This is a genomic window from Paenibacillus sp. MER 99-2 (assembly GCF_023714095.1).
Taxonomy (GTDB): Bacteria; Bacillota; Bacilli; order Paenibacillales; family Paenibacillaceae; genus Paenibacillus.
Genome location: NZ_JAMAUZ010000010.1, coordinates 94,683 through 115,162, shown reverse-complemented (window position 1 = coordinate 115,162; position 20,480 = coordinate 94,683). Strand labels below are relative to the sequence as shown.

Sequence of the window (20,480 nt, the reverse complement as noted above, 5' to 3'; positions counted from 1 at the left end):
TGCCCGGCTTCTTAAGACGGATAACGTGCTGTTTCATTTATAAACCTAAAGTATCATCTACTACTCATTTGCTTGAATCAATGGCTTGATTTATTGGCCGCTATCGAAGCATTCACTCCTGCTCCTGCCAACCGCTTCACGATATAAGGAACGGTTATCGAGGTCAGAATCACGGCAAACGCGATCTGAGCGATGGCTGTGTCCACATACGGTGCATATGCGGGATTGAATTCCGCTGCCATTGACGGTACAACCATGGATAGTCCAGCAACCGAGCATGTTGCAGCAGCGGCATAACCCGGTCGTTTCAGGATTGCCCGATCAACTCCAATGAGCGGAAGCATACAGATCAGCATAAACAACACCGTGACCAGCAAGCCGGACAGACTGGACTGAAATGCAATACGCAGATCAATGTTCGACCCGAAGCTTGTACCCAGGAAAGGTAACAGAATCAGTGTCCCAGGCGCGAACATCTTCTGAATATTAACGTCCAGATTACCAAGCAGGATACCAATGAGAAAAGGCACCAGTGTAGCCAGCACACTGAGCAGATCTATACCGACCCCGCTCGCCGTATTCAATATCATGACCGGAATAACCGGAACAGCGATTAGATTCAGAATACCAAACGCAGCACGATCCACATCATCTCCGTATGTGTTCATCAAGGCCAGATATAATCCCGGGTTACAGCTTGTCAGGACAGCGATAAAAGCTACTGCAGATACACCGCCAATGCCACTGATTCCGAAGAAATGTACGAATGCCCAGCCAAACAGCACACTGATGAGAATCCGTGAGGCACAGAGCACACCCGCTCTCTTTAAGGTTACCAGAAGCTGTGATAGGTTCAGCTGTGTGCCTGATACCAGCAAAATCATGCCAATGAGCACCATGGTGCCTTTGGACGTGAACAGTGCTGTGGTGGGATCACCAATCTGAAAGAATGACGGGAACACCGTGTTGATTATAGCGGCGAGCATCATAGGCACGATAAGCAAGCCGCCGGGAATTTTCTTCATACGACCCAAAATATTCATGGAGAATTACAGCTCTGCTCCGTTGGTACGGATCACATTCTGATACCAGAAGAAGGAATCCTTCCGAGATCTTTTTAGCGTGCCGTTGCCATAGTCGTCTTGATCCACATAAATAAATCCATACCGTTTGCTCATCTCAGACGTACCTGAACTGATCATGTCGATTGGTCCCCACATCGTGTAACCCAGTACCTCAACCCCATCCGCAATAGCAAGTCCCATCTGCTCGATATGCTTGCTTAGGAAATCAATGCGATATGGATCGTTGATCGTTCCGTCTTCATTCAGCTTGTCGTAGAAACCTGAGCTGTTCTCCAGAATGAAGACAGGCTTCTGATACCGGTCATAGACCAGATTGAGCGTATAGCGAAGACCAATCGGGTCAATCTGCCAGCCCCATTCGTTCGCAGGCAGATGTGGATTTTTGTACACACTGTGCACGTTACCTGCTGTTAATTCAAGTTGTTCCGTGTCGCTACTGGATATCATCGAATTGTAATACGACATGCCCACGAAATCAGCCGTATGCGCCCGGATGCCCTCTAGATCGCCGTCTTCAATATTGAGCTGAATTCCTTTGTTCTTGAAATACGTCTTGCTGTAATACGGGTATTCGCCTTTATTCAATACATCAAGATAGAACTGGTTCTTCATCTGATCATCCTGCTGCATCTGAAGTGCATCCTCTGGCTTACAGGTATAAGGATACGTTGTAAAATAAGCCACCATGCTGCCGATCTGATTATTTGGATCAATCTCATGAGCCATCTTAGTCACTCGGGACGCAGCTACAAATTGGTGGTGCAAGCCCTGGAACAGCATTTCTTCATAATTAGGAGCATCATAATCAATAATGCCAAGCGTCTTGGCAGAAGCTTTTACACTCATATTGATCTCGTTGAACGTCACCCAATATTTCACTTTTCCCTTGTAGCGATTGAACAACACGTCGCAGTAGTTCACATAGAGATCAACCAACTTACGGTTATACCATCCGCCGAACTTGTCCATCAGTACAATTGGTGTATCGAAGTGGCTGATCGTGATCAGGGGCTCCATCCCGTGTTTTAGACACTCATCAATGACTTGATCGTAGAACTGTAGTGCCTTTTCATTTGGAGCAGCATCGTCGCCACCTGGGAATACTCTCGCCCATGCAATGGAATAACGGAACACTTTGAAGCCCATCTCGGCAAACAAGGCAATATCTTCACGGAAGTTATGGTAAAAATCAATCCCCCGGCGCTTCGGATATTTCACGATATCCGGGTCATTCTTAGCTTCTTCGATCATCTCACGATTGACCCGAATCTGCTTGGTCACCTTACGATCATTCTTCTCGTTAAACTTCATCACTTCTGGAATGGTCAGCGTTTTGCCATCTACATCATAGGCACCTTCAGCCTGACAGGCCGATAGGGCCCCGCCCCACAAGAAGTCTTTTGGAAAATTGGTATTCGTCATTTCAGTTTCCTCCGTTACGTTTTGTTAGTAGTTTTAACGTGTTATGGAATCAGCTTAATCAGCGCTTCACTTTCACGGATCGGGCCACTGGTTGCTGTAGTTAGGACATCTCCATACTGCTGCATATTAGTTACCACAATAGACGTAATGGTGTTATAACCTGCGGCTGTAATGCCCTCCGGATCAAATTCCACCAACAAATCACCTGCTTTGATGGCTTGTCCCTGTGTGATATGAGCGTTAAAATATTTCCCTTTCAGACTGACGGTATCCACTCCAATATGAATGAGAATCTCAACCCCATTGTTCGCCTTCAAACCAATGGCGTGTTTGGTACGATAAAGTGCCTCAATCACACCATCAAATGGAGCGTACACTTTACCCTCTGTTGGAACCACGGCAATGCCTTTACCCATTAGCTCTTGTGCAAAAGCCTGATCCTCTACCTCGGAGATCGGTTTAATCTCCCCTGTCATTGGACTTACGATCAACATGTCTGTCGATGTCGAATCCTGAGAAGAAGTGAATGCGGAAACCTGCTCTGTCGCAATTACGGACTGTACACCATCTACTGCATCATTAGCTGGTTGCTTCGTTGTAGCTCCTGCGGTGTCTTCTTTAATGCCCGCAATCAACGTGAACACAAATCCCAGTACCACTGCAGCAATACAGCCAATAACGACATACATATAACGGTCAGATGTGTACGTACCCAGTGCCAATACCCCCGGAAGGGCAATCGCGTTGGCCGTTGTATGCACCAGGCTGTAGAATCCACCAACCAGACCTCCAGCAAGACATCCTGCGAAGAATGGGCGTTTGTATTTCAATGTAACCCCATAGATCGCCGGTTCAGTAATACCGAACAATGCTGTGAAACCACTTGATCCCGCTGCGGATTTCATGGTTTTGCTCTTTGTTAGGAAAAAGACACCGAAGGCTGCGCCTGCTTGAGCCAAGTTGGCCGCGAGTGCTGTAGGCAACAAGACAGTCGCCCCCAATGTGGCCACTTGTTGAACCTGAATCGGCATAATGGCATAGTGCATACCGAACATAACCATGATTGGTTTGAAGAATCCAAGAATAGCCCCCGCCAGAACACCTGCGGTTGAGAATAACGAGTTAATTCCATTCGTGAGCCAGTCACCAATATGTGAACCTACCGGTCCAAATACGATTAACTCCAGTGGAATCATAATAAATAGGACAATCATTGGCGTAAGCAAAACTTGCAAAAACTTAGGAATGACACGATTTACGAGTGGATATACGTAGCTCATAATCCATACCGCCAGAATGATCGGAATGACGGAAGATGAATATTTCATGAGTAGGATTGGCATACCCAGGAAATCGATTGTACTTACACCTGTATCAGCGATCTGAGCAGCAGCATTCAAAATCGTTGGATGCATCAGACCTGCAGCAAGCGCTACTGCCAGGTATGGATTGGTTTTGAAACGATGTGCTGCACTAACTGCCAGGAAGAATGGCAGGAAATAAAAGATGAGGTCACCAATCATGTTAATGATCGTGAGGAAGCCTGAACCTTCAAGCCATCCCATCGCAGCCATGACGGTGGACAAACATTTGATCATCCCACAGCCTACCAGGGCCGGCAGTACAGGTGTAAATATTCCCGCAATGGTCTCAAGTACCACATTGACAGGGTTACGTCTCTTCTTCGGTCCATTATCGGCAGTTTCTTCTCCCCCGCCGATTCGGTCTGAAGTCAGTTTTCTCACCTCACTGTAAACAGCGTCTACCTTTGCACCAATAACGATCTGCACCTGACCGCCGGAGTTCTGCGCGCGAAGCACACCCTCAAGCTGATCCAGCGCTTTAAGATCTGCCTTGTTATCATCCTTTAATACAAATCGCAACCGGGTTGCACAGTGCGTCAGACCCGAGATATTTTGTTCCCCACCAACAAGATCAAGCACGTTTTTAGCCAAGTCTTGGTTGTTCATGACCCTTCTCCTCTACATGAAAATGAACGATAAATTTAAATGTATATAAAAAATGACCAAGCCGAGGAATCGTCATTCCCTACGCTTGGTCATGCCTGATCGAATCAGTAACAGTCCATAAGTTGTTATTCGGTTGGTTAATTCGAGATCAATCGTTGAATATGCAGAATGAGATATAACTTTTCATCATCAGAACAGGTCCAGCCATAGTTGTTACTCAGAAAATCAGCGATTTTCTCAACACAGGCCAATTCCTTGGGAAACTTCTCTTTGACCATCAGGAAAAGTGATTCATTCTCATCCTTCAGCGATTTGCCGCTCATCTGTCGCATGATGAAGTACCTTATATGTGTTGCAAATCGCATAAAATGAATGGAGTCTTCCTGAAAGTCAATTTTGAGCGCATATTTGATCACGGACAAAATCTCACCCGTTACCGTCGTTACTTTGGTCGTATCACTCATCTCACCCGAGCCCACCTGTGCATTCACAAAATGTAGGGCAATCAGTGTCGTCTCGGCCGCTGGCAAGTCCACATTCGTTTTCTCCTGAATCAGCTTCAACGCTGTCTCACCCACACGGGTCTCATCTGGATATAAGGTGCGAACTTCCCACTCCAACGGGTTCTTGATATGCACACCTTCACGATGCCGGGTCAGTGCAAAACTAATATGGTCGGACAGGGTGAGAAGCAAGTTCGTGTTAAATTGTTTATTCAAAATCTGACTGCCCAGCTTGATGATTTCCTCTGCCAGATATATATCCTCAATGGGAATGCTGTTCAGCAGATCATACATACGGATGTTCTTCGGTGCCACGAAAATTTTCTCAACCAGATCCGTCTCCGTCAGCTCATAAGGGGTTTTCAGAAACCCTACACCCTTACCTACGACGAATACCTCTTCATTCTTATCATTAATGGCAATTGCCACGTTGTTATTTACTTTTTTAATAACCTTCAATGCCCTCACCCCCCGCCTGAAATAAAAAAAGACCGAAAGCGATTACAGTTAAATAATCGAATTCGGTCATGCCTGGCTCTCCCAGTAACAGTCCGTGTTAAGTATATATGTATTATTATAGGCCTGTCCTCCAAAAAGTCAATCATTCAAAATTAGGAAAAATTGGACAAGGGCTATTCCATTCGTGACAGTATGCGCACAATCTCCCAAGTAGGCAAAACATGGTCACTTGCTTCAGGTGAAAAAAGAAGTGCCCTATGGTACAATAAAGGAATTGTGCATTCACAGACAGACATGTGGATAAGAGTGATGAATAGATCAGATATCGCACTCTTCATCCATGATTATGCTGCCATTCTAGGGAGGTTTATGGAATAACCATGCTCATCATTGGTATCGCCGGAGGAACCGGATCCGGTAAAACGACGGTAGCTCGCTCCGTTATAGACCGTCTGGGAACAGGTAAAGTAACGTTTATATCCCAAGACAATTATTACAAAGACCAGTCGCAGCTCACACCTGAGCAACGTCGACTCACCAATTACGATCATCCCTTTGCTTTTGATAATGATCTGTTAATTGAGCATCTCACCCTGTTGAAAAAAGGCCAAGCGGCGTATGCTCCCGTATATGACTTCACCATAGATAACCGTGCTGCCGATGAGACGGTTGAACTGGCACCGAACCATATCGTCATTGTAGAAGGATTGCATGTGCTAATCGATGAAACGCTACGTGCCTTAATGGACATTAAAGTGTTCGTAGACACGGATTCCGATGTACGGATTCTGCGCAGAGTGCTGCGGGATATCGAGGAACGCGGACGGACGATTCAATCGGTGTACAAGCAATATCTCGAGACTGTGAAACCTATGCACGACGCTTTTATCGAGCCATCCAAAAAATATGCAGATATCATTATTCCCGAAGGTGGACATAATGAAGTCGGCATTCAGATGTTATCCATCCTCACCGAGAAATACCTCACCGGAGAGAACTGGAACCAAGCTTAATATATCAGTGAAGCTACTGAATTAGGTGATCTGTCCTTGCACTTTTTTGAGCGTGCTGCTAGGGCAATCCCTAGTCCAGCTTGGAAACATCACTTCATTTTCCAAAATGTTGAAATATCTACTTCTCAAAAGATTAGAAATAGGGTATTCTTGAAGCATATTTATTTTCATTTAAATAACATAACGACCAACACCTTAAAGTATAAGGCTATGAATCTACGGATTCGTGGCCTTTTTTTGTTTTTTTAGGGTTGGATAGGTTCCAGGAAGGAGATTATAAGCCTCTGTTGGATGAATATTTCTGAAAAACATTACCAACGAACTAAATGCACATGGTAGAATATTGATTATTATGTCAAATTTAGTATCTGGTAGAAAGAAGTACATACCACAGATTGAAAAACGTAGATTCGAGAGGAGTATCATCTATGAAAAAAATAATTGTTTCAGGGATTACGACATTAGCTTTGTTAACGGGGATCGTTGGCGGAATTGGAGCTGGAAACTCAGTTCAAGCCGCGCAAACTACGCTAAAGTTTAAAGATGTGCCTTCTACGCACTGGGCAGCTACAGCAATTAATTCAGCAGTAGAGCAAGGCTATTTGAAGGGATACACAGATGGGACATTTAAACCCAGCTCACCTGTAACCAAAGCCGAAATGGCAAGTATCCTGAGTAGATTGTCAGATCAACCAAACACTCCAAACCCAGCAACAAATAACTTTACAGATATCCCTGAATGGGCGAAAAGCGGCGTCTCTACTGCGATCCAAAAAGGATTCATCAACCCTGCAAATTACAAGGGCACACTCGATGCTAAAGCATCTCTTAAACGTGGAGAGATGGCTGTTTGGTTAACCCACGGTTTAGCTACGGTTGATTCTGACTACAAGCAGGCTTTGGATGATGTGAAAAATACCGTTGTTCCCGCGAAGGAGTATTTCACAGGTAATCTGGCTGCTGCAGACAAAAACGCTGTAGCTGTAGCGATGGGTACTGGATTAATGAGTGTCGGAAGTGACAAACAGTTTGGTACCGATCGCACAACCACTCGTGCTGAGGTTGCTGTATTGATTGCTCGTTATGCCACTGTAGCCAAGGCTAAACCTGTTGATTTCAAAGGATTGAATGAACTGCGTCAAGTCGGTTTGACGGGAACGAACTTGAATGTGATAACAAGTGTGTTCAAAAAAACAGCTGAATTTAAAGTGCCTCTGGGAAATCGAACATACGAAGATGTGACTGACGATTTCTCCAAGATTAGAAACAAAGAGATCATCACAGACACAAATCATGCTGACCTGAAAGTTTTGAATTGGATCATTGTAGATAGCAGTGTTAGCAATAATGAACGAAGCATTTATTACCCAGTATTTGTTGATGAAGGGGTAAGACTTCAGAGCGGAAGATATTTTTCTTTCGTTGAATTTGGACTAAATATCAAATCCAGTTCAATGAGTCAACTTCAAGCAGGAGGATTGCTCAATTCAGCAACATTTAATCCATTGCTTTCACCCCAATCCAAAGCATTTTTATCATATGATGTTCCGAAAATAAGTGATTTCATTGAAAAAAGGGTGTTTATAATTGAAACTCCTGTTTATTGGGCAGATGGCTTGTTACATTCCAAGCAATCTCCCCCTAGAGCTGTAACCTTACAAACTAAAGAGGGGCCGATATTTAGTGTCAGTTATACGCCATAACACGAGGGGGAGTGAGGTTGAGATCTAAGTCTCTCGCCAAGAAATTTTTGTTATCTATTCTGATTATCAATACCCTAGTGATACCACTTTCTTATGTAAAAGCTGGTGGCGGACCAGGTACCACAAAACCTGCAATAGAATCTCAATATATGGTGCCTGTTACCCCAGCAAAATCACAGAAAAAGGTTATTCCTGTGGAGGGTTTAAATAAGACAAATATCGGTATTTATATTTACCAGATCGACAATTTAAAATGGAGTGTTGACGGAGAGTGTAATAATACTTTATTAACTAACGATCCGTCTAAAAATCTCCCAGCCTCCTCTACTGTATGTATTAATCTGAGTCTGGACAAAGAGGTATATAAACCAACTGTCTACTTCGATAAAAATGGGATGGATTATAGTTTGTCTGAGGTGACAAACCCATCACGAAAGCCTCATTACATGGATGATTTCCAATACTATGAGATGGATAAAAATATGCCAAAGCTTGTTTCTGTTGATTCGTTTGATGGTTTAAATACTAGATTCACAATGAAAATAGGCGGAGTAATCCTTCCTACAGCTGCTAGGGAATATAATTCTCCCAAGTGGTCGGCAGATTACATTTTCAACACAGATCTGTACTGGAAGGCCTTAGCCGAGATCACTAAAGAAATTAACCTGACCAATGGTGGGCAACTCCGTATCAAAGAACAAAAACAATTAAACGCAACAGTCAAAACCAAAACAGGCGATGGTGGCTTTGGCGCTGAAACGAATGTGAATTCTGGAAATGGGAAGATCACATGGACGTCTTCTAATCCTGCTGTAGCAACAGTGAGCTCATCCGGACTCGTTACGGCAGAATCTAAAGGAACAACAAAGATCACCGTGTTGTGGGAGAAGGATGACTTTAAGCTAACTACCTCGACAAATATTGGTGTAGAAAGTGCACCCGGTGAGCCGGAAGATCCTGGGCAAGGTGGCGGTGGTGGTGCATGTACACCTAATATCGAGCCACCTTCACAGGGGACAACGATGAATAAGAGTGACCTCGATCCGAATGCTCGCGGAGTAATCAAAGCAGATAACAGGGACGCTGAGCGATTTGATGTACTCAAAGGCATTCCGACCTCCGAATCGTTGTATACCAACGCGTTTGCGGACAACTACCTGTTTGACCAATCTTGGGCTCGGATGACGGGTAAGACAACGTATAATTGTAATGTCACACTCACCTATGAGCGAGAATGGACGATACCCGGGCCAGAGGTTTGTTCGCCAGAAGGCACTTGTTCTCCTGGTCCACCCGTGAAAACAGGCGATACCGTAACCAAACCTTACAACTTCCAGATCACACGAGATTATTCGTACTGGAAAATCAACAAGCTGGAAGTCTATAAAATCGCAAAAGCAACGATGGAGAATTATGCTCTTCCAGGTACCTCGGTCACCATGCTGCCTTCGGGCTACACACCGCCAACACTCGAGTCCAGAAATGATGAAGCGGTGGAAAGTCATGTCAAACCCGCACCAACGGCGGCAATCTCGTATACACCACCGAAGCGAACAGGCGGTTTAAACTCGCCACCGGATGTACCGGATGATACTGCACTGTTAAAAGGTATGGCCGAGTCGAACACGCCTCAAAGTAAGGTCAATAATGACCTCGTCAAATTTAACAACACTAAGGTCATGGACGACGTGGAAGCGACCAAAGACGGCCCTACGCCAACGAACATTCCTGATCCAACACCGATTGGTCGAGATGTGCTCTATAAGCCAAATAACATGATTAGCAGTTCACTGCTGAACAAAGCAAATACGACGAGTTCGGGTGAGATCTTTTACGATCTGCTTCCCGGTAATGTGAACGGCGGGGCGAACAAAACATTACCTATCCCGGGGATCAACACCGTCACGGTACATACCCCTGTCGTCAACTACGCGTGGGTGTCGGATGATCAGCCGCACAACCAGAAAACGGTACCTGACCCGAACAGTTCAGCGCTAATCTTAGAGCGTCCCTTTATCGTACGTATTCCCACTTCGGGACAACACTTGGACATAGCCAGTTATCCAGGATATGGCAACCGGGATTATGCTAAGTATTTTCGGATCAAACAGGTTCAGTTTCCCTTTGATGTCTACAATGCTGACCGAAGCCAGTTTATCCCTGCGGAAACGTGGGTAGATATCCCGGTGAACCAATTAGATACCCAGTTCTACCTCCCCGTATGGGTCGATGAGGGACATTACCAAGTGAAATTCCGCAATATTGCGGAAAATGCACCCTCGACGTTTACAACCCAACCGGATGCAAACACCAATCTGGCTCACCATGTGGCTACAGATACGGTACCTGTGGAAGTCATTGGGCGGTTGTATGATTTTCATGTGACGGATATCTCGGACTATAACTGGGAAAATGTATTTCGCAAACAAATGGGAAGTTCAGCAGCTAGTGGCGTCAGCTACTGGACAGGTACCAACGGGATCGATGGTGATCCGCGAGGTAATTTAGCACCATTTGTTCTGCCTATTCGTCCGGGGAGTCATCCTGTACAGGGATTTCGGAATATCGCGGTGAAAACAGGTTATCATGTCAAATTCGACCTGAAAACCAAAGGTAATATGTTCGGCACAACCGATGGCGTTCGTATCACCCCTACTTTTGATTTTGTGAGTAAGGATGGCACTACACGGCAGGCCGTGGATCTCTACTACCACCGTGGACAGGAACGTCTTATCCGGATCGGATCGCCGCAGGATTTGGAGAAACGCTTCGTCGTGCTGAACTCACGACTTCGCAATGTACCGGGCACAGAACTTGGAGATACAGCACGTTACCGCTACACCTATGAACTAACGGCACAGGAACGCAACCAAACGACGCTGGCAGAGTACATGGTTCAACTGGTCGACCAGATCTCACACCAGAAAACATGGGTAGGTCGCTACGATTGGATGATTCTACCCGCTTCCATCCGTACACTTATCGGGCCTAAGACCAACATTCCCACGAGTGTGAATGTAGACCGAGCCAATGCCGCCATTCAGCGGTGGTACGGTGAGTATAGCTTGCCAGCCGATGTGTATGCTGTGCCAAAGGGAACGGATCTCACGCCACTAGCCAGGCAAAATGTACTTGATGAGAAGGCGGACGTATTTTTGAAAAATGGATATATCGTCGTTAATTTCAATCTGGAAACGTTACGCGATGGCAATACAGATGCACCACATCTGCAATACATCCATGCACCACTCATGAATCAGTGGCGACTTGAAGGTTTCAATACGAACCAACTGGATGATCGCGGGAGATCGTTACCTGTGAAGGATGGAGATGTGGTCTTTTACCACGCTGATCAATCCAGCCGGAATGACTTCCAAGCCCAAGTGCCTCACTAAATGCGGTAACCACCAGCAAGAGGAGCTGAGTTTAAAAACCGACAGGTATTATTCAAAAAAAACTACGTTAATAACAAAAGGGTTACCCTGACGTCATCACATGACTTTAAGGTAACCCTTTTGTTGTGTTTCTGTTAATGTATTCTTGTATTCTTTTTGTTCATGTGCCTTCTATCTCTTTTAACCTGATGTAAGTTCGCCAATATCAGTTCAAACGCAAGTTCATCTAATCGGCTCAACCCTTGCTCACTTTACGTAACTCTCAACAGCGCAATCCCCCTCTATCCCGTAATGCCTTGAAGAGTGTCCACCTGCATTTGCTCCTTGATCTCTCTTACCGACAGCACTGAGGCCATTAGACTACGGGTATAGGGATGATTAGCCGAATTATTCAACTGTGAACTTTCCACGACTTCAACCACATCACCTTGATGCATCACCGCAATCCGGTCACTTACCTGCTGTACCACGGCTAGATCATGAGAGATAAAGATCGTAGAAATACTCGTCTGCAAACGAAGCTGTCTGAGCAGCTGCAGAATTTGCTGCTGAATGGAAGCATCCAGCGCCGAAGTTGCTTCGTCAAAGATCATGATATCCGGTTGAACTCCCATGGCACGGGCGATGACAACTCTCTGCTGCTCACCACCACTCAGCTCATGGGGATATTTATTGGCAACGGATGCTGGCAACCCTACGCGTTCTAACAGTTGAATCGCTTCTTCGCCAGCCTGTCGGCGTTTAGACAGGCCATAGTTCACCAGTGGCTCGCTAATAAAGGCTCCAATCTTCAATCGTGGGTTAAAAATCGCTGAAGGCTCTTGAAAAACCATCTGGATCTGCTTGCGCTGTAGCCTCAGAGCTTCGCCCTTCAATCGGGTAATATCCTGCTGATGATACCTGATCTGTCCTGAACTTACTCGTTCCAGATGTGTGACACATTTGGCAAGGGTGCTTTTGCCACTACCGCTCTCACCAACAATCCCTAGACACTCGCCTGGATAGAGATCTAAGTTGATCGAGTGTAGAGCATGCACTACCTTTTGCCCCTTCGACTCATACGTCTTACACAGATCCTTCAGCTCCAGTATCGGGGTTACGCCACATCTCATATTCACTGCCCTCCCAGATCAAGCTCAGGTACAGCTTGTAGAAGCTGCCGAGTATACTCTTCCCGTGGATTCGTAATCAGATTAGCCGCCATTCCATACTCAACCAGTGCACCCTGCTGCATTACACCGATCTGATCTGCCATATGGGCGGCAACCGCCATATTATGCGTTACCATAATAATGCCTGTTCCTTTTCGATCTCTCAGCTCATGCAGTCGCTTCAGCACTTCCAGCTGGGTCGTTACATCCAATGCGCTGGTGGGTTCATCGGTCAGAAGTAGTTCTGGCTCCATTGTTACCGCCATCGCAATAGCTGTTCGTTGCTTCATTCCACCACTGAGCTGGTTGGGATATGCATTCATGATCTGCTGTGGATCGTGCAGTCCCATCCCAGATAACATGTCCAGCGCCATGTCGTAGGCTGTCTTCTTGGATATGTTGAAATGGGTACGAATAGCCTCAATATATTGGCTTCCCACTTTACGAATCGGATTGAGATACGAACCGCTCGCCTGAAATACAATCGCTATCCGTTTGCCCCGAATCTGGCTCCACTCTGCCGGAGAATAACTTAATATCGACCTTCCCTGAAAAAAAACCTCTCCACTCGTACATTGCCCTCCATCGGGTAACATACCAAGTATCGCACGAAGTAATGTAGACTTCCCGCTGCCGCTCTCTCCTACAATGCCCACGATCTCACCGGGCTTCATCGTAAAAGACAGATCTCGTAGCGCCGCTGATCCGCTCGGATATGTCACCGAAAGATTCCGTATATCTAATAGCGGCTTCATTATTGGTTAACCTTGATATTACGATCCAGTAAGTAGAAGTCGATTGGATACATCGTTGCCCCCTGAACCGTGCTTTTGCTAACAATATTGATAGGAGTATAGGTCACGAACAGATATGCCGCATCATCCAGAATCATCTGTTGCGCCTCTGCCGCTAAAGCATACCTTTTCTCCACATCGAATTCCGAATGCAATTGATTAATTACACCATCCAGCTTCTTGTTGCTATACCCACCTACGTTCCACTCCGCTCCGGTCTTGAAGTAGAAATCGAGAATATATTGCGGATCTCCTGTAATCCCCGTATTAATACTGGTTAAGGCGAGATCGAAATTGCCACTCTTCTGATGATCCGTCAGGTCTTCATAAGAGGTCATCTCCAACTGAATCCCAATCTCTTTCAATTGGGACTGCATCGCAGCAGCTACAATGGAATCCGATTCGTAAGCCGTGTTGAGGATCAACTGGAGTGATATTCTCTCTCCATCCTTTTCCCGAATACCATCACCGTCTGTATCTTTGTAGCCCGCTTCATCGAGCAATTGTTTAGCCTTCTCTGGTTCGTAGCTATATCCGCTGATTTGGTCATAGCCAAATGGGAGAGCTGACGTAAACGGCCCTTTGGCTCCCTGACCTCCCACAAGAGTGTTCGCATACATGTCCCGATCAATACCATAGGAAATGGCACGGCGCACTTCAGGATCACTCAGTGTAGGATTCTTCAGATTGAACCAGACAAACTGTGTTCGTAAACTCGGGATCTCATCAATCGTGTATTGGTTCTTATCTTGAAATAACGCGAGATTACTGCGACCGACGTTACTGGCCACATCAATCTCACCGGATTGTAAGGCAAGTGCACGCGTGCTATCGTCCTTGATATACTTTAACGTCATCGTATCTAGATCAGCCGCACCACCCCAGTATCCATCATACTTTTTCACCTGAATCTCTTGATCCGGGGTATAGGATGTCACCATAAATGGCCCTGTAGCGATAGGCTCACTGCTAAACTTGGATGTATCCGCAGTAGTATCCACGATAACAAACAGTGGTTCGGCAATATTTCCAAGCAGCGATGCGTAAGGCTCCGTCGTCTTGATTGTAAGGTCTTGTCCTTCCGCTGTCATGGAAGCAATCGGTAACGTGGACTGTCCCCGTTCATTTAATTCCAGTGAGCGTTCAATTGATGTCTTCACAGCCTCTGCTGTCACCTTATTGCCATTGTGGAACGTTACGCCGTCACGAATATGGAAATGCCATGTCTTCTCATCAATCCGATCCCACGTATCTGCAATTTTGGGAACCAGCTTCATATTTTCATCAAACTGAACCAGTGTCTCCCCAATTGCTGCACGCGTAAGTGTCCAACCATTCCATTCCTCTGCAGGATCCAGATTGCTACCAAGCCAAAATAACGCAACGTTCAAGTGGGTCGGCTTCCCCGGTTGGCTCTGATCCGATTGTTCAGATTGCGCCGATTGTCCGGACTTGTCCGTTCCATCGGTTGTTTGGGATGCACTTCCACATGCTGCAAGCACAAATAACATCACAATCGATAACGCCATAAGCATAAATGACTTCCTGCGAATAAAGTTCATTTTCGTTCCCCCGTTATTTGATTTCTTTCTTAGGATCAAGCACATCTCGAAGGCTATCTCCCAATAAATTAAAGATCATAACCGTGCCAAATATCGCGAGCCCCGGATAAATTAACAACCATGGTGCAGTCTGTAGATACCTTCTGCCTTCATTCAGCATGGCTCCCCATTCCGGTTCAGGTGGCTGTGCACCAAGTCCGAGGAAGGATAGACCTGAGATCGATAACATCATTCCGCCCACATCCATCATCGCCATGACGATCAGCGGTGAGATCATGTTGGGTAGAATTGTTCTGATGATGATCTGACTCCACCGTGCACCGCCGAAGGCGGCGGCGGCTACATACTCTTTTTGCTGTAATGAAATGACGAGACCTCTGGCAAGACGTGCATACTTCGCCCACCACACCACAGACAGAGCTACCACCGTGTTGAATAATCCTGGCCCTAACATGCCGACTACAGCAATAGCGAAGATTAACCCTGGAAAAGCCATGAGCGTATCTGTTAAACGCATTAATATGGTGTCTGTCACACCACGAGCGAATCCCGATATCATGCCAATCGTTACACCGAGTACAAAGACAATACCCGTCATCATAAAGGTGAGAAGTAATGATGTGCGCGCCCCATACAGAAGACGTGACAGAATACAGCGCCCAAGCTGGTCTGTACCCAAGGGATATTCCGTGCTAGGTGGTTGCAGCACATGGGCAAAGTTCGTTGTCAGCGGATCATGGGGTGCCAAGATTGGTGCGATCATCGCTAGAATTATCCAGCATCCGGTTAAAGATAGGATCAACGTAAACCAACGATTTTGTTTGAATATCTGCTTCATTTCGCTCATCTACACATCCACTTCCAGTCGAATCCGAGGATCCCGCAGATGCGTCCATAGATCAACAAGCAGATTCAGCGTGACGTATATCGTCGCCATCCACATGACGTACCCCTGAATCAACGGATAATCCCGTGTAAAAATGGCGTCTACGGCCATCTGACCTACACCTGGCCACACAAACAGACTCTCTACAATGGCTGCACCGCCCAATAATGTCCCGGTAGACATGCCCATCAAGGTCACAATCGGTAGTAGTGCATTTGGCAAAATGTGATGCATAATGACCTGTCTCTCCTTCACACCTCTGGATCTCGCTCCGCTCACATAGTCCTGGGACATTTCATCCAGCATAACCGCTCGAATCTGCCTGCTGTACTGTGCAATCAGCGGAACCGCCAGCGTACAGGTAGGCAGGATCAGACTATTCCATCCCGTACTCCCCATCACTGGCAGCAGCTTCAGTTGAACGCCAAATAGGAGCATGAGTAACATTCCCAACCAGAAGCTTGGCATGGAAAGCCCAGCAAAAGAGAATAAACGAATTGCATAATCCAGCCATTTATTCCGATAGATTGCCGAAAGAATTCCGAGCGGAAAAGAGATCATAATGACGATAAGCATAGCGCTGCCTGTTAGCCGTAGTGTTGCTGGTAGACGAGACAACAATATGTCCACTACAGGACGATCATACTTATAAGAGGTGCCGAAATCCCCTTGCAGTACCTGCCCCAGCCAGGTTCCATAACGCATCCAAAATGGCTGGTCTAGCCCAAGTTGAGTGCGTACCTGCATGACCAATTCGTCGGTTGGCGTGATCCCCGTGGACATCAGCATCAGCCTTGCTGGGTCTCCTGGTGACAAGTAGGTTAACAGAAAAGTCAGAAAGGTAATGCCGAACAATACAGCTACCAGTTGAACTAATCTTTTAATGATGTATCTGCTCACGCGTTCAGACGTCCTCTCTCCCAAGCTCCATCGCTCTGCAATGGAAGGTACAATCTATCCCGTTCTACCAAAAAAGCGCCCTTCTCCGTGTTACCGGTTAAGGACGCCTTAAATAGACAGATTTTCAGAAAAAATCATGCTTCTCTAAACACCTTCCTATCTCCCGTAGGTTACTAACGTGTCGTTAAATTAGGCAGGTCTCCTGGCTCCAGAATCATCGTCAGACAGCACCTTCCCGGCTTACACCAGTGGCAATACGCTGTATGACTCCTCTGTTACAGTGGCGGGACCGCGCCGGTATTACACCGGACTTCCCTATTAAGCTTTTATCCGAATCGATAAAGCACCTAATTCCACATATTCAATTGGTTTCTGTACAAGTATAGCTGGCAGACTGATAATGTTCAAAACTTTTATTACATGAAATTAAAATAATCCATCTATATGGTTAGATTAGGCTGTAATCTAGATGCTTTGGGAGATACTCCTGTTACCCGTTTGAACATCTTAGAAAATAACAGCGGATCGGTGTAACCCACTGAATGGGCTACCTCACTAATAGATAATACAGGATTTTGCAGTAGCTCAGCTGCGCGGTTGATCCGATATTCAAGGAAGAACGCCTGAAGTGACTTGCCATACCGCTCCTTGAAAAGCCCGGAGAGATAAGTACGATCCAGCCCAACAGATTGCGCGATATCTAGGATCGAGGTTTTCTGACTGTACCGGTTCTCCATATATTGTAGAGCCTGACGAATATATTCTTCCTTGGTGGACACAGGACGATCCGTCTTTTCTTCCGTCTTGGGAGAAGAAGCAATCAGCTCCGCAATTAACCGATATAACAGGCTTTGGCTAAATATATCGCCGCCTTGCCGTGACGAGGCCTGAACCATGTCAGTATACAACTGATCAAACCATATGGGGTCTTGAGCTTCAAACACAGGGTGTTCCGGACTTAGATAGGCTCGCTGCATAAATGTTTTGGCATGCACACCTCTGAATCCAAACCAAGAATACGTCCACGGATCACTTGCATCTGCCTCATAGTGGATAATCGTATCCGGGACAATGACAAATCCCTGTCCTGGTGAGAGATGGTATTCCCGGTTCTCCATCTGCACCGTGCCTCGCCCTTCATGAATGTAATGAATAATGTAGGAGTCGCGGACACCTGGTCCCCAATAATGAGATGGCTCACAGTCCTCCCATCCGAAAAATAGCAGCACCAGCTCCATCTGTGTCCAGTCTAAAGAAACCACATTCATTTCAATTCGACTCATCTCACGCACTTCCTTCCCTCAATACGCATCAATGATTGTTGTTAATATTATAACAGGTAAATGGGTCATATTATCTCTGTAAGCGACACCAAAAATGGGATTATGACATATTTAAGATAGGTTGCACCATAGTTATCCGCCTCCAATGAGCCTATAGTGAAGGTACAACAAATTCAGGGAGGCTGAACTTTAGATGAGCAAAATTACATTCCTCGGTGCGGGAAGCACCGTCTTTGTCAAAAATGTACTAGGTGACGTTATGATGACCGAAGCACTGCAAGATTTTGAGCTGGCTTTGTATGATATTGATGCCGAGCGCCTGAGCGATTCGGAGCGTTTGTTAACCAGCATGGCACGTTCTCTGGGAAGTCGCTGTAGCGTGAAAGTATATACGGATCGCAAAGAAGCTCTTCGCGGAGCGAAATATGTCATTAATGCAATTCAAGTGGGCGGATATGATCCATGTACCATTACCGATTTTGAAATTCCGAAGAAATATGGGCTGCGCCAGACAATTGCTGACACGCTTGGCATTGGGGGGATTTTCCGTAACCTGCGTACCATTCCAGTAATGCTCGATTTTGCACGGGATATGCAGGAAGTGTGCCCAGATGCTTGGTTCTTGAACTACACGAATCCGATGGCCGTGCTCACCAATGTCATGAACGTGCATGGCGGCATCAAAACGGTAGGACTGTGTCATAGTGTGCAGGTATGTGTGCCTCATCTGTTTGATGCTCTGGGGATTGATCAGACTGGTGTGGTTGCTAAGATTGCGGGTATCAACCATATGGCATGGTTGCTTGAGGTAACACGTGATGGACAGGATCTCTATCCAGAGATTAAACGTCTAGCGAAGGAAAAACAGAAGGAACAGCATGATGACATGGTTCGTTTTGAGCTGATGCAACGTTTTGGCTACTATGTAACGGAATCCTCCGAGCATAACGCTGAGTACCACCCTTACTTTATCAAACGTAACTATCCTGAACTGATCGAACGGTTCAACATTCCGCTGGATGAATATCCACGTCGCTGCGTGAACCAGATTGAAGGCTGGAAGGAAATGCGCGAGAAGCTGTTTGCCAGTGAAAACATCGAGCACACCCGTAGTCGGGAGTACGCCTCGCATATTATGGAGGCTATGGAGACGAACCGTCCGTACAAAATCGGCGGTAATGTCATGAATAACGGGCTGATCACGAACCTGCCTCGTGAAGCATGTGTAGAGGTGCCTTGTCTCGTCGACGGATCTGGCATCAGCCCAACGTACATCGGCGATCTGCCACCACAGCTGGCAGCACTGAATCGTACCAATATCAACACTCAACTGCTAACGATTGAAGCTGCAATCACAGGTAAAAAGGATCATATCTATCATGCCGCAATGCTTGATCCACATACCGCTGCTGAATTGTCCATCGACGACATCGTTGCCATGTGTGATGAATTGATCGAAGCTCACGGTGACTGGTTGCCAAAATTCACATCATAATTCATAAAAGAAACGCCGTTCTCCTCGTGAAGAGGGAACGGCGTTTCATTTTAGATTGGGATAGCTTGTTTGGAAGTCACACCTCCAAATCACAGCTGATGGTTCGCTACCTTGCTGGGCTAATCATTCTTTATTAACTAAACGGATCTTGGGCCCACTGAGTTAATCTCTTTTTCGTGATTTTACCGTGTGACGTATGTTGGATGACACGCCCCTGTTCAAGTAACAGCACCTGTGGTGATTGATGGATAACCGCTGTCTCTTCTGCAATGTGGCGAGAAAGCGCACGACTTTCGATCACTTTGACGATATGGTAGTCCATGCGCTGTCCAGACTCGGATGCGTTGGAGCCTACAAAGGCCATAAATTCTCGGTAGGCGCGGGCGCTAGTCGGGCAGGTCGTGCTATGTTTAAGAATAAGTACAGGATGATCTTCCGAGTGCTGGAGTGCTTCATGCCAGTCTCTTGGTTTAATCAATTCACTCACATGTTCACGGAGCATTTCATCCGAATCAGAACGGATTCTTTTGCTAACAACAGATCCGATTAATATGCCAAGGGTGATCCCGAATGCAACACCTAAAGCTGTCTGGTTCGTAGCAATACCGATACTCGTCCCAATGGCGATGCCTACTAAAGGCCATAGAAGTTGATGATTTACTTTTAGATTCATCGAAGTTACCTCCCGCAGAAGTTGGGTATATGTACGGCACACAAGGTATACCTGGGTACACGGCTTGCTAATTGTATACACACGTTTAACGTGTCTATCTCAGAGAAATTATACCATAGACACTCGTTGCAAACGCTCGGATAAGTTTATGTCGCGGTGTACTTTTGTGATACACTGATTGTAATT

Annotated in this window: 15 protein-coding genes and 1 riboswitch; of the genes, 4 read left to right on the top strand and 11 right to left on the bottom strand. The window is 46.0% G+C overall.

The window, feature by feature from the left end:
* Positions 1 to 77 precede the first annotated feature (77 nt).
* From M3636_RS26125 to M3636_RS26110, 4 genes are all read right to left on the bottom strand, one after another.
* Positions 78 to 1,043, bottom strand: coding sequence for a 2-keto-3-deoxygluconate permease (locus tag M3636_RS26125; RefSeq protein ID WP_251384473.1), 966 nt, complete (start codon positions 1,041 to 1,043; stop codon positions 78 to 80).
* Positions 1,044 to 1,049: 6 nt separating this feature from the next.
* The gene (locus M3636_RS26120; protein WP_128099893.1) at positions 1,050 to 2,507 is read right to left on the bottom strand and encodes a glycoside hydrolase family 1 protein; all 1,458 of its coding nucleotides are present in this window, start codon (positions 2,505 to 2,507) and stop codon (positions 1,050 to 1,052) included.
* A 41-nt stretch (positions 2,508 to 2,548) separates the two neighbouring features.
* Entirely contained in the window at positions 2,549 to 4,477 is a 1,929-nt protein-coding gene (locus M3636_RS26115; protein WP_251384472.1) for a beta-glucoside-specific PTS transporter subunit IIABC, read from the bottom strand.
* Positions 4,478 to 4,614: 137 nt separating this feature from the next.
* Positions 4,615 to 5,448 carry a PRD domain-containing protein gene (locus tag M3636_RS26110; RefSeq protein ID WP_251384471.1) on the bottom strand — a complete coding sequence of 278 codons (834 nt, stop codon included), beginning with the start codon at positions 5,446 to 5,448 and terminating at the stop codon, positions 4,615 to 4,617.
* A gap of 371 nt (positions 5,449 to 5,819) precedes the next feature.
* Here M3636_RS26110 and udk point away from each other — a divergent pair, with 371 nt between their 5' ends.
* The 3 genes from udk to M3636_RS26090 all read left to right on the top strand — a co-directional run bounded on the left by udk (position 5,820) and on the right by M3636_RS26090 (position 11,550).
* Positions 5,820 to 6,452 carry a uridine kinase gene (gene udk / locus M3636_RS26105; protein WP_145052078.1) on the top strand — a complete coding sequence of 211 codons (633 nt, stop codon included), beginning with the start codon at positions 5,820 to 5,822 and terminating at the stop codon, positions 6,450 to 6,452.
* A 428-nt stretch (positions 6,453 to 6,880) separates the two neighbouring features.
* Positions 6,881 to 8,155, top strand: coding sequence for an S-layer homology domain-containing protein (locus M3636_RS26100; RefSeq protein ID WP_251384470.1), 1,275 nt, complete (start codon positions 6,881 to 6,883; stop codon positions 8,153 to 8,155).
* A 17-nt stretch (positions 8,156 to 8,172) separates the two neighbouring features.
* Positions 8,173 to 11,550, top strand: coding sequence for a DUF5704 domain-containing protein (locus M3636_RS26090; protein ID WP_285859229.1), 3,378 nt, complete (start codon positions 8,173 to 8,175; stop codon positions 11,548 to 11,550).
* A 281-nt stretch (positions 11,551 to 11,831) separates the two neighbouring features.
* On the opposite strand, the gene M3636_RS26085 is transcribed toward M3636_RS26090, so the two are convergent.
* The 6 genes from M3636_RS26085 to M3636_RS26060 all read right to left on the bottom strand — a co-directional run bounded on the left by M3636_RS26085 (position 11,832) and on the right by M3636_RS26060 (position 18,126).
* Complete coding sequence (locus tag M3636_RS26085; RefSeq protein ID WP_128099889.1) at positions 11,832 to 12,662, bottom strand: ABC transporter ATP-binding protein; 831 nt, start codon at positions 12,660 to 12,662, stop codon at positions 11,832 to 11,834.
* Between the two features lie 2 nt (positions 12,663 to 12,664).
* On the bottom strand, positions 12,665 to 13,456 hold the full coding sequence (locus M3636_RS26080) for an ABC transporter ATP-binding protein (protein ID WP_251384469.1): 792 nt from the start codon (positions 13,454 to 13,456) through the stop codon (positions 12,665 to 12,667).
* A complete protein-coding gene (locus M3636_RS26075) occupies positions 13,456 to 15,057 on the bottom strand; it encodes an ABC transporter substrate-binding protein (RefSeq protein WP_251384468.1) in 1,602 nt (533 codons plus the stop codon). Before M3636_RS26075 ends, M3636_RS26080 begins: the two co-directional genes overlap by 1 nt.
* A gap of 13 nt (positions 15,058 to 15,070) precedes the next feature.
* The gene (gene nikC, locus M3636_RS26070; RefSeq protein ID WP_251384467.1) at positions 15,071 to 15,904 is read right to left on the bottom strand and encodes a nickel transporter permease; all 834 of its coding nucleotides are present in this window, start codon (positions 15,902 to 15,904) and stop codon (positions 15,071 to 15,073) included.
* Entirely contained in the window at positions 15,905 to 16,843 is a 939-nt protein-coding gene (gene nikB, locus M3636_RS26065) for a nickel ABC transporter permease (protein ID WP_145409842.1), read from the bottom strand.
* 175 nt (positions 16,844 to 17,018) lie between these two features.
* Positions 17,019 to 17,209: riboswitch (cobalamin riboswitch) on the bottom strand.
* A 74-nt stretch (positions 17,210 to 17,283) separates the two neighbouring features.
* The gene (locus tag M3636_RS26060; protein ID WP_251384466.1) at positions 17,284 to 18,126 is read right to left on the bottom strand and encodes an AraC family transcriptional regulator; all 843 of its coding nucleotides are present in this window, start codon (positions 18,124 to 18,126) and stop codon (positions 17,284 to 17,286) included.
* Positions 18,127 to 18,319: 193 nt separating this feature from the next.
* Here M3636_RS26060 and melA point away from each other — a divergent pair, with 193 nt between their 5' ends.
* Positions 18,320 to 19,621 (top strand): alpha-glucosidase/alpha-galactosidase, encoded by a 1,302-nt coding sequence (melA, locus tag M3636_RS26055; RefSeq protein WP_251384465.1) that lies wholly within the window; start codon positions 18,320 to 18,322, stop codon positions 19,619 to 19,621.
* 133 nt (positions 19,622 to 19,754) lie between these two features.
* Here melA and ytxJ read toward each other — a convergent pair whose 3' ends face one another.
* Complete coding sequence (gene ytxJ, locus M3636_RS26050; RefSeq protein ID WP_251384464.1) at positions 19,755 to 20,294, bottom strand: bacillithiol system redox-active protein YtxJ; 540 nt, start codon at positions 20,292 to 20,294, stop codon at positions 19,755 to 19,757.
* Between the last annotated feature and the right edge of the window lie 186 nt (positions 20,295 to 20,480).

What these genes read in the sequence shown, in the direction of transcription:
- M3636_RS26125 (WP_251384473.1), bottom strand. Translation starts at nt 1,043, where the DNA reads ATGAATATTTTGGGTCGTATGAAGAAAATTCCCGGCGGCTTGCTTATC.
- M3636_RS26120 (WP_128099893.1), bottom strand. Translation starts at nt 2,507, where the DNA reads ATGACGAATACCAATTTTCCAAAAGACTTCTTGTGGGGCGGGGCCCTA.
- M3636_RS26115 (WP_251384472.1), bottom strand. Translation starts at nt 4,477, where the DNA reads ATGAACAACCAAGACTTGGCTAAAAACGTGCTTGATCTTGTTGGTGGG.
- udk (WP_145052078.1), top strand. Translation starts at nt 5,820, where the DNA reads ATGCTCATCATTGGTATCGCCGGAGGAACCGGATCCGGTAAAACGACG.
- M3636_RS26100 (WP_251384470.1), top strand. Translation starts at nt 6,881, where the DNA reads ATGAAAAAAATAATTGTTTCAGGGATTACGACATTAGCTTTGTTAACG.
- M3636_RS26085 (WP_128099889.1), bottom strand. Translation starts at nt 12,662, where the DNA reads ATGAGATGTGGCGTAACCCCGATACTGGAGCTGAAGGATCTGTGTAAG.
- M3636_RS26080 (WP_251384469.1), bottom strand. Translation starts at nt 13,456, where the DNA reads ATGAAGCCGCTATTAGATATACGGAATCTTTCGGTGACATATCCGAGC.
- M3636_RS26075 (WP_251384468.1), bottom strand. Translation starts at nt 15,057, where the DNA reads ATGAACTTTATTCGCAGGAAGTCATTTATGCTTATGGCGTTATCGATT.
- nikC (WP_251384467.1), bottom strand. Translation starts at nt 15,904, where the DNA reads ATGAGCGAAATGAAGCAGATATTCAAACAAAATCGTTGGTTTACGTTG.
- M3636_RS26060 (WP_251384466.1), bottom strand. Translation starts at nt 18,126, where the DNA reads ATGAGTCGAATTGAAATGAATGTGGTTTCTTTAGACTGGACACAGATG.
- melA (WP_251384465.1), top strand. Translation starts at nt 18,320, where the DNA reads ATGAGCAAAATTACATTCCTCGGTGCGGGAAGCACCGTCTTTGTCAAA.
- ytxJ (WP_251384464.1), bottom strand. Translation starts at nt 20,294, where the DNA reads ATGAATCTAAAAGTAAATCATCAACTTCTATGGCCTTTAGTAGGCATC.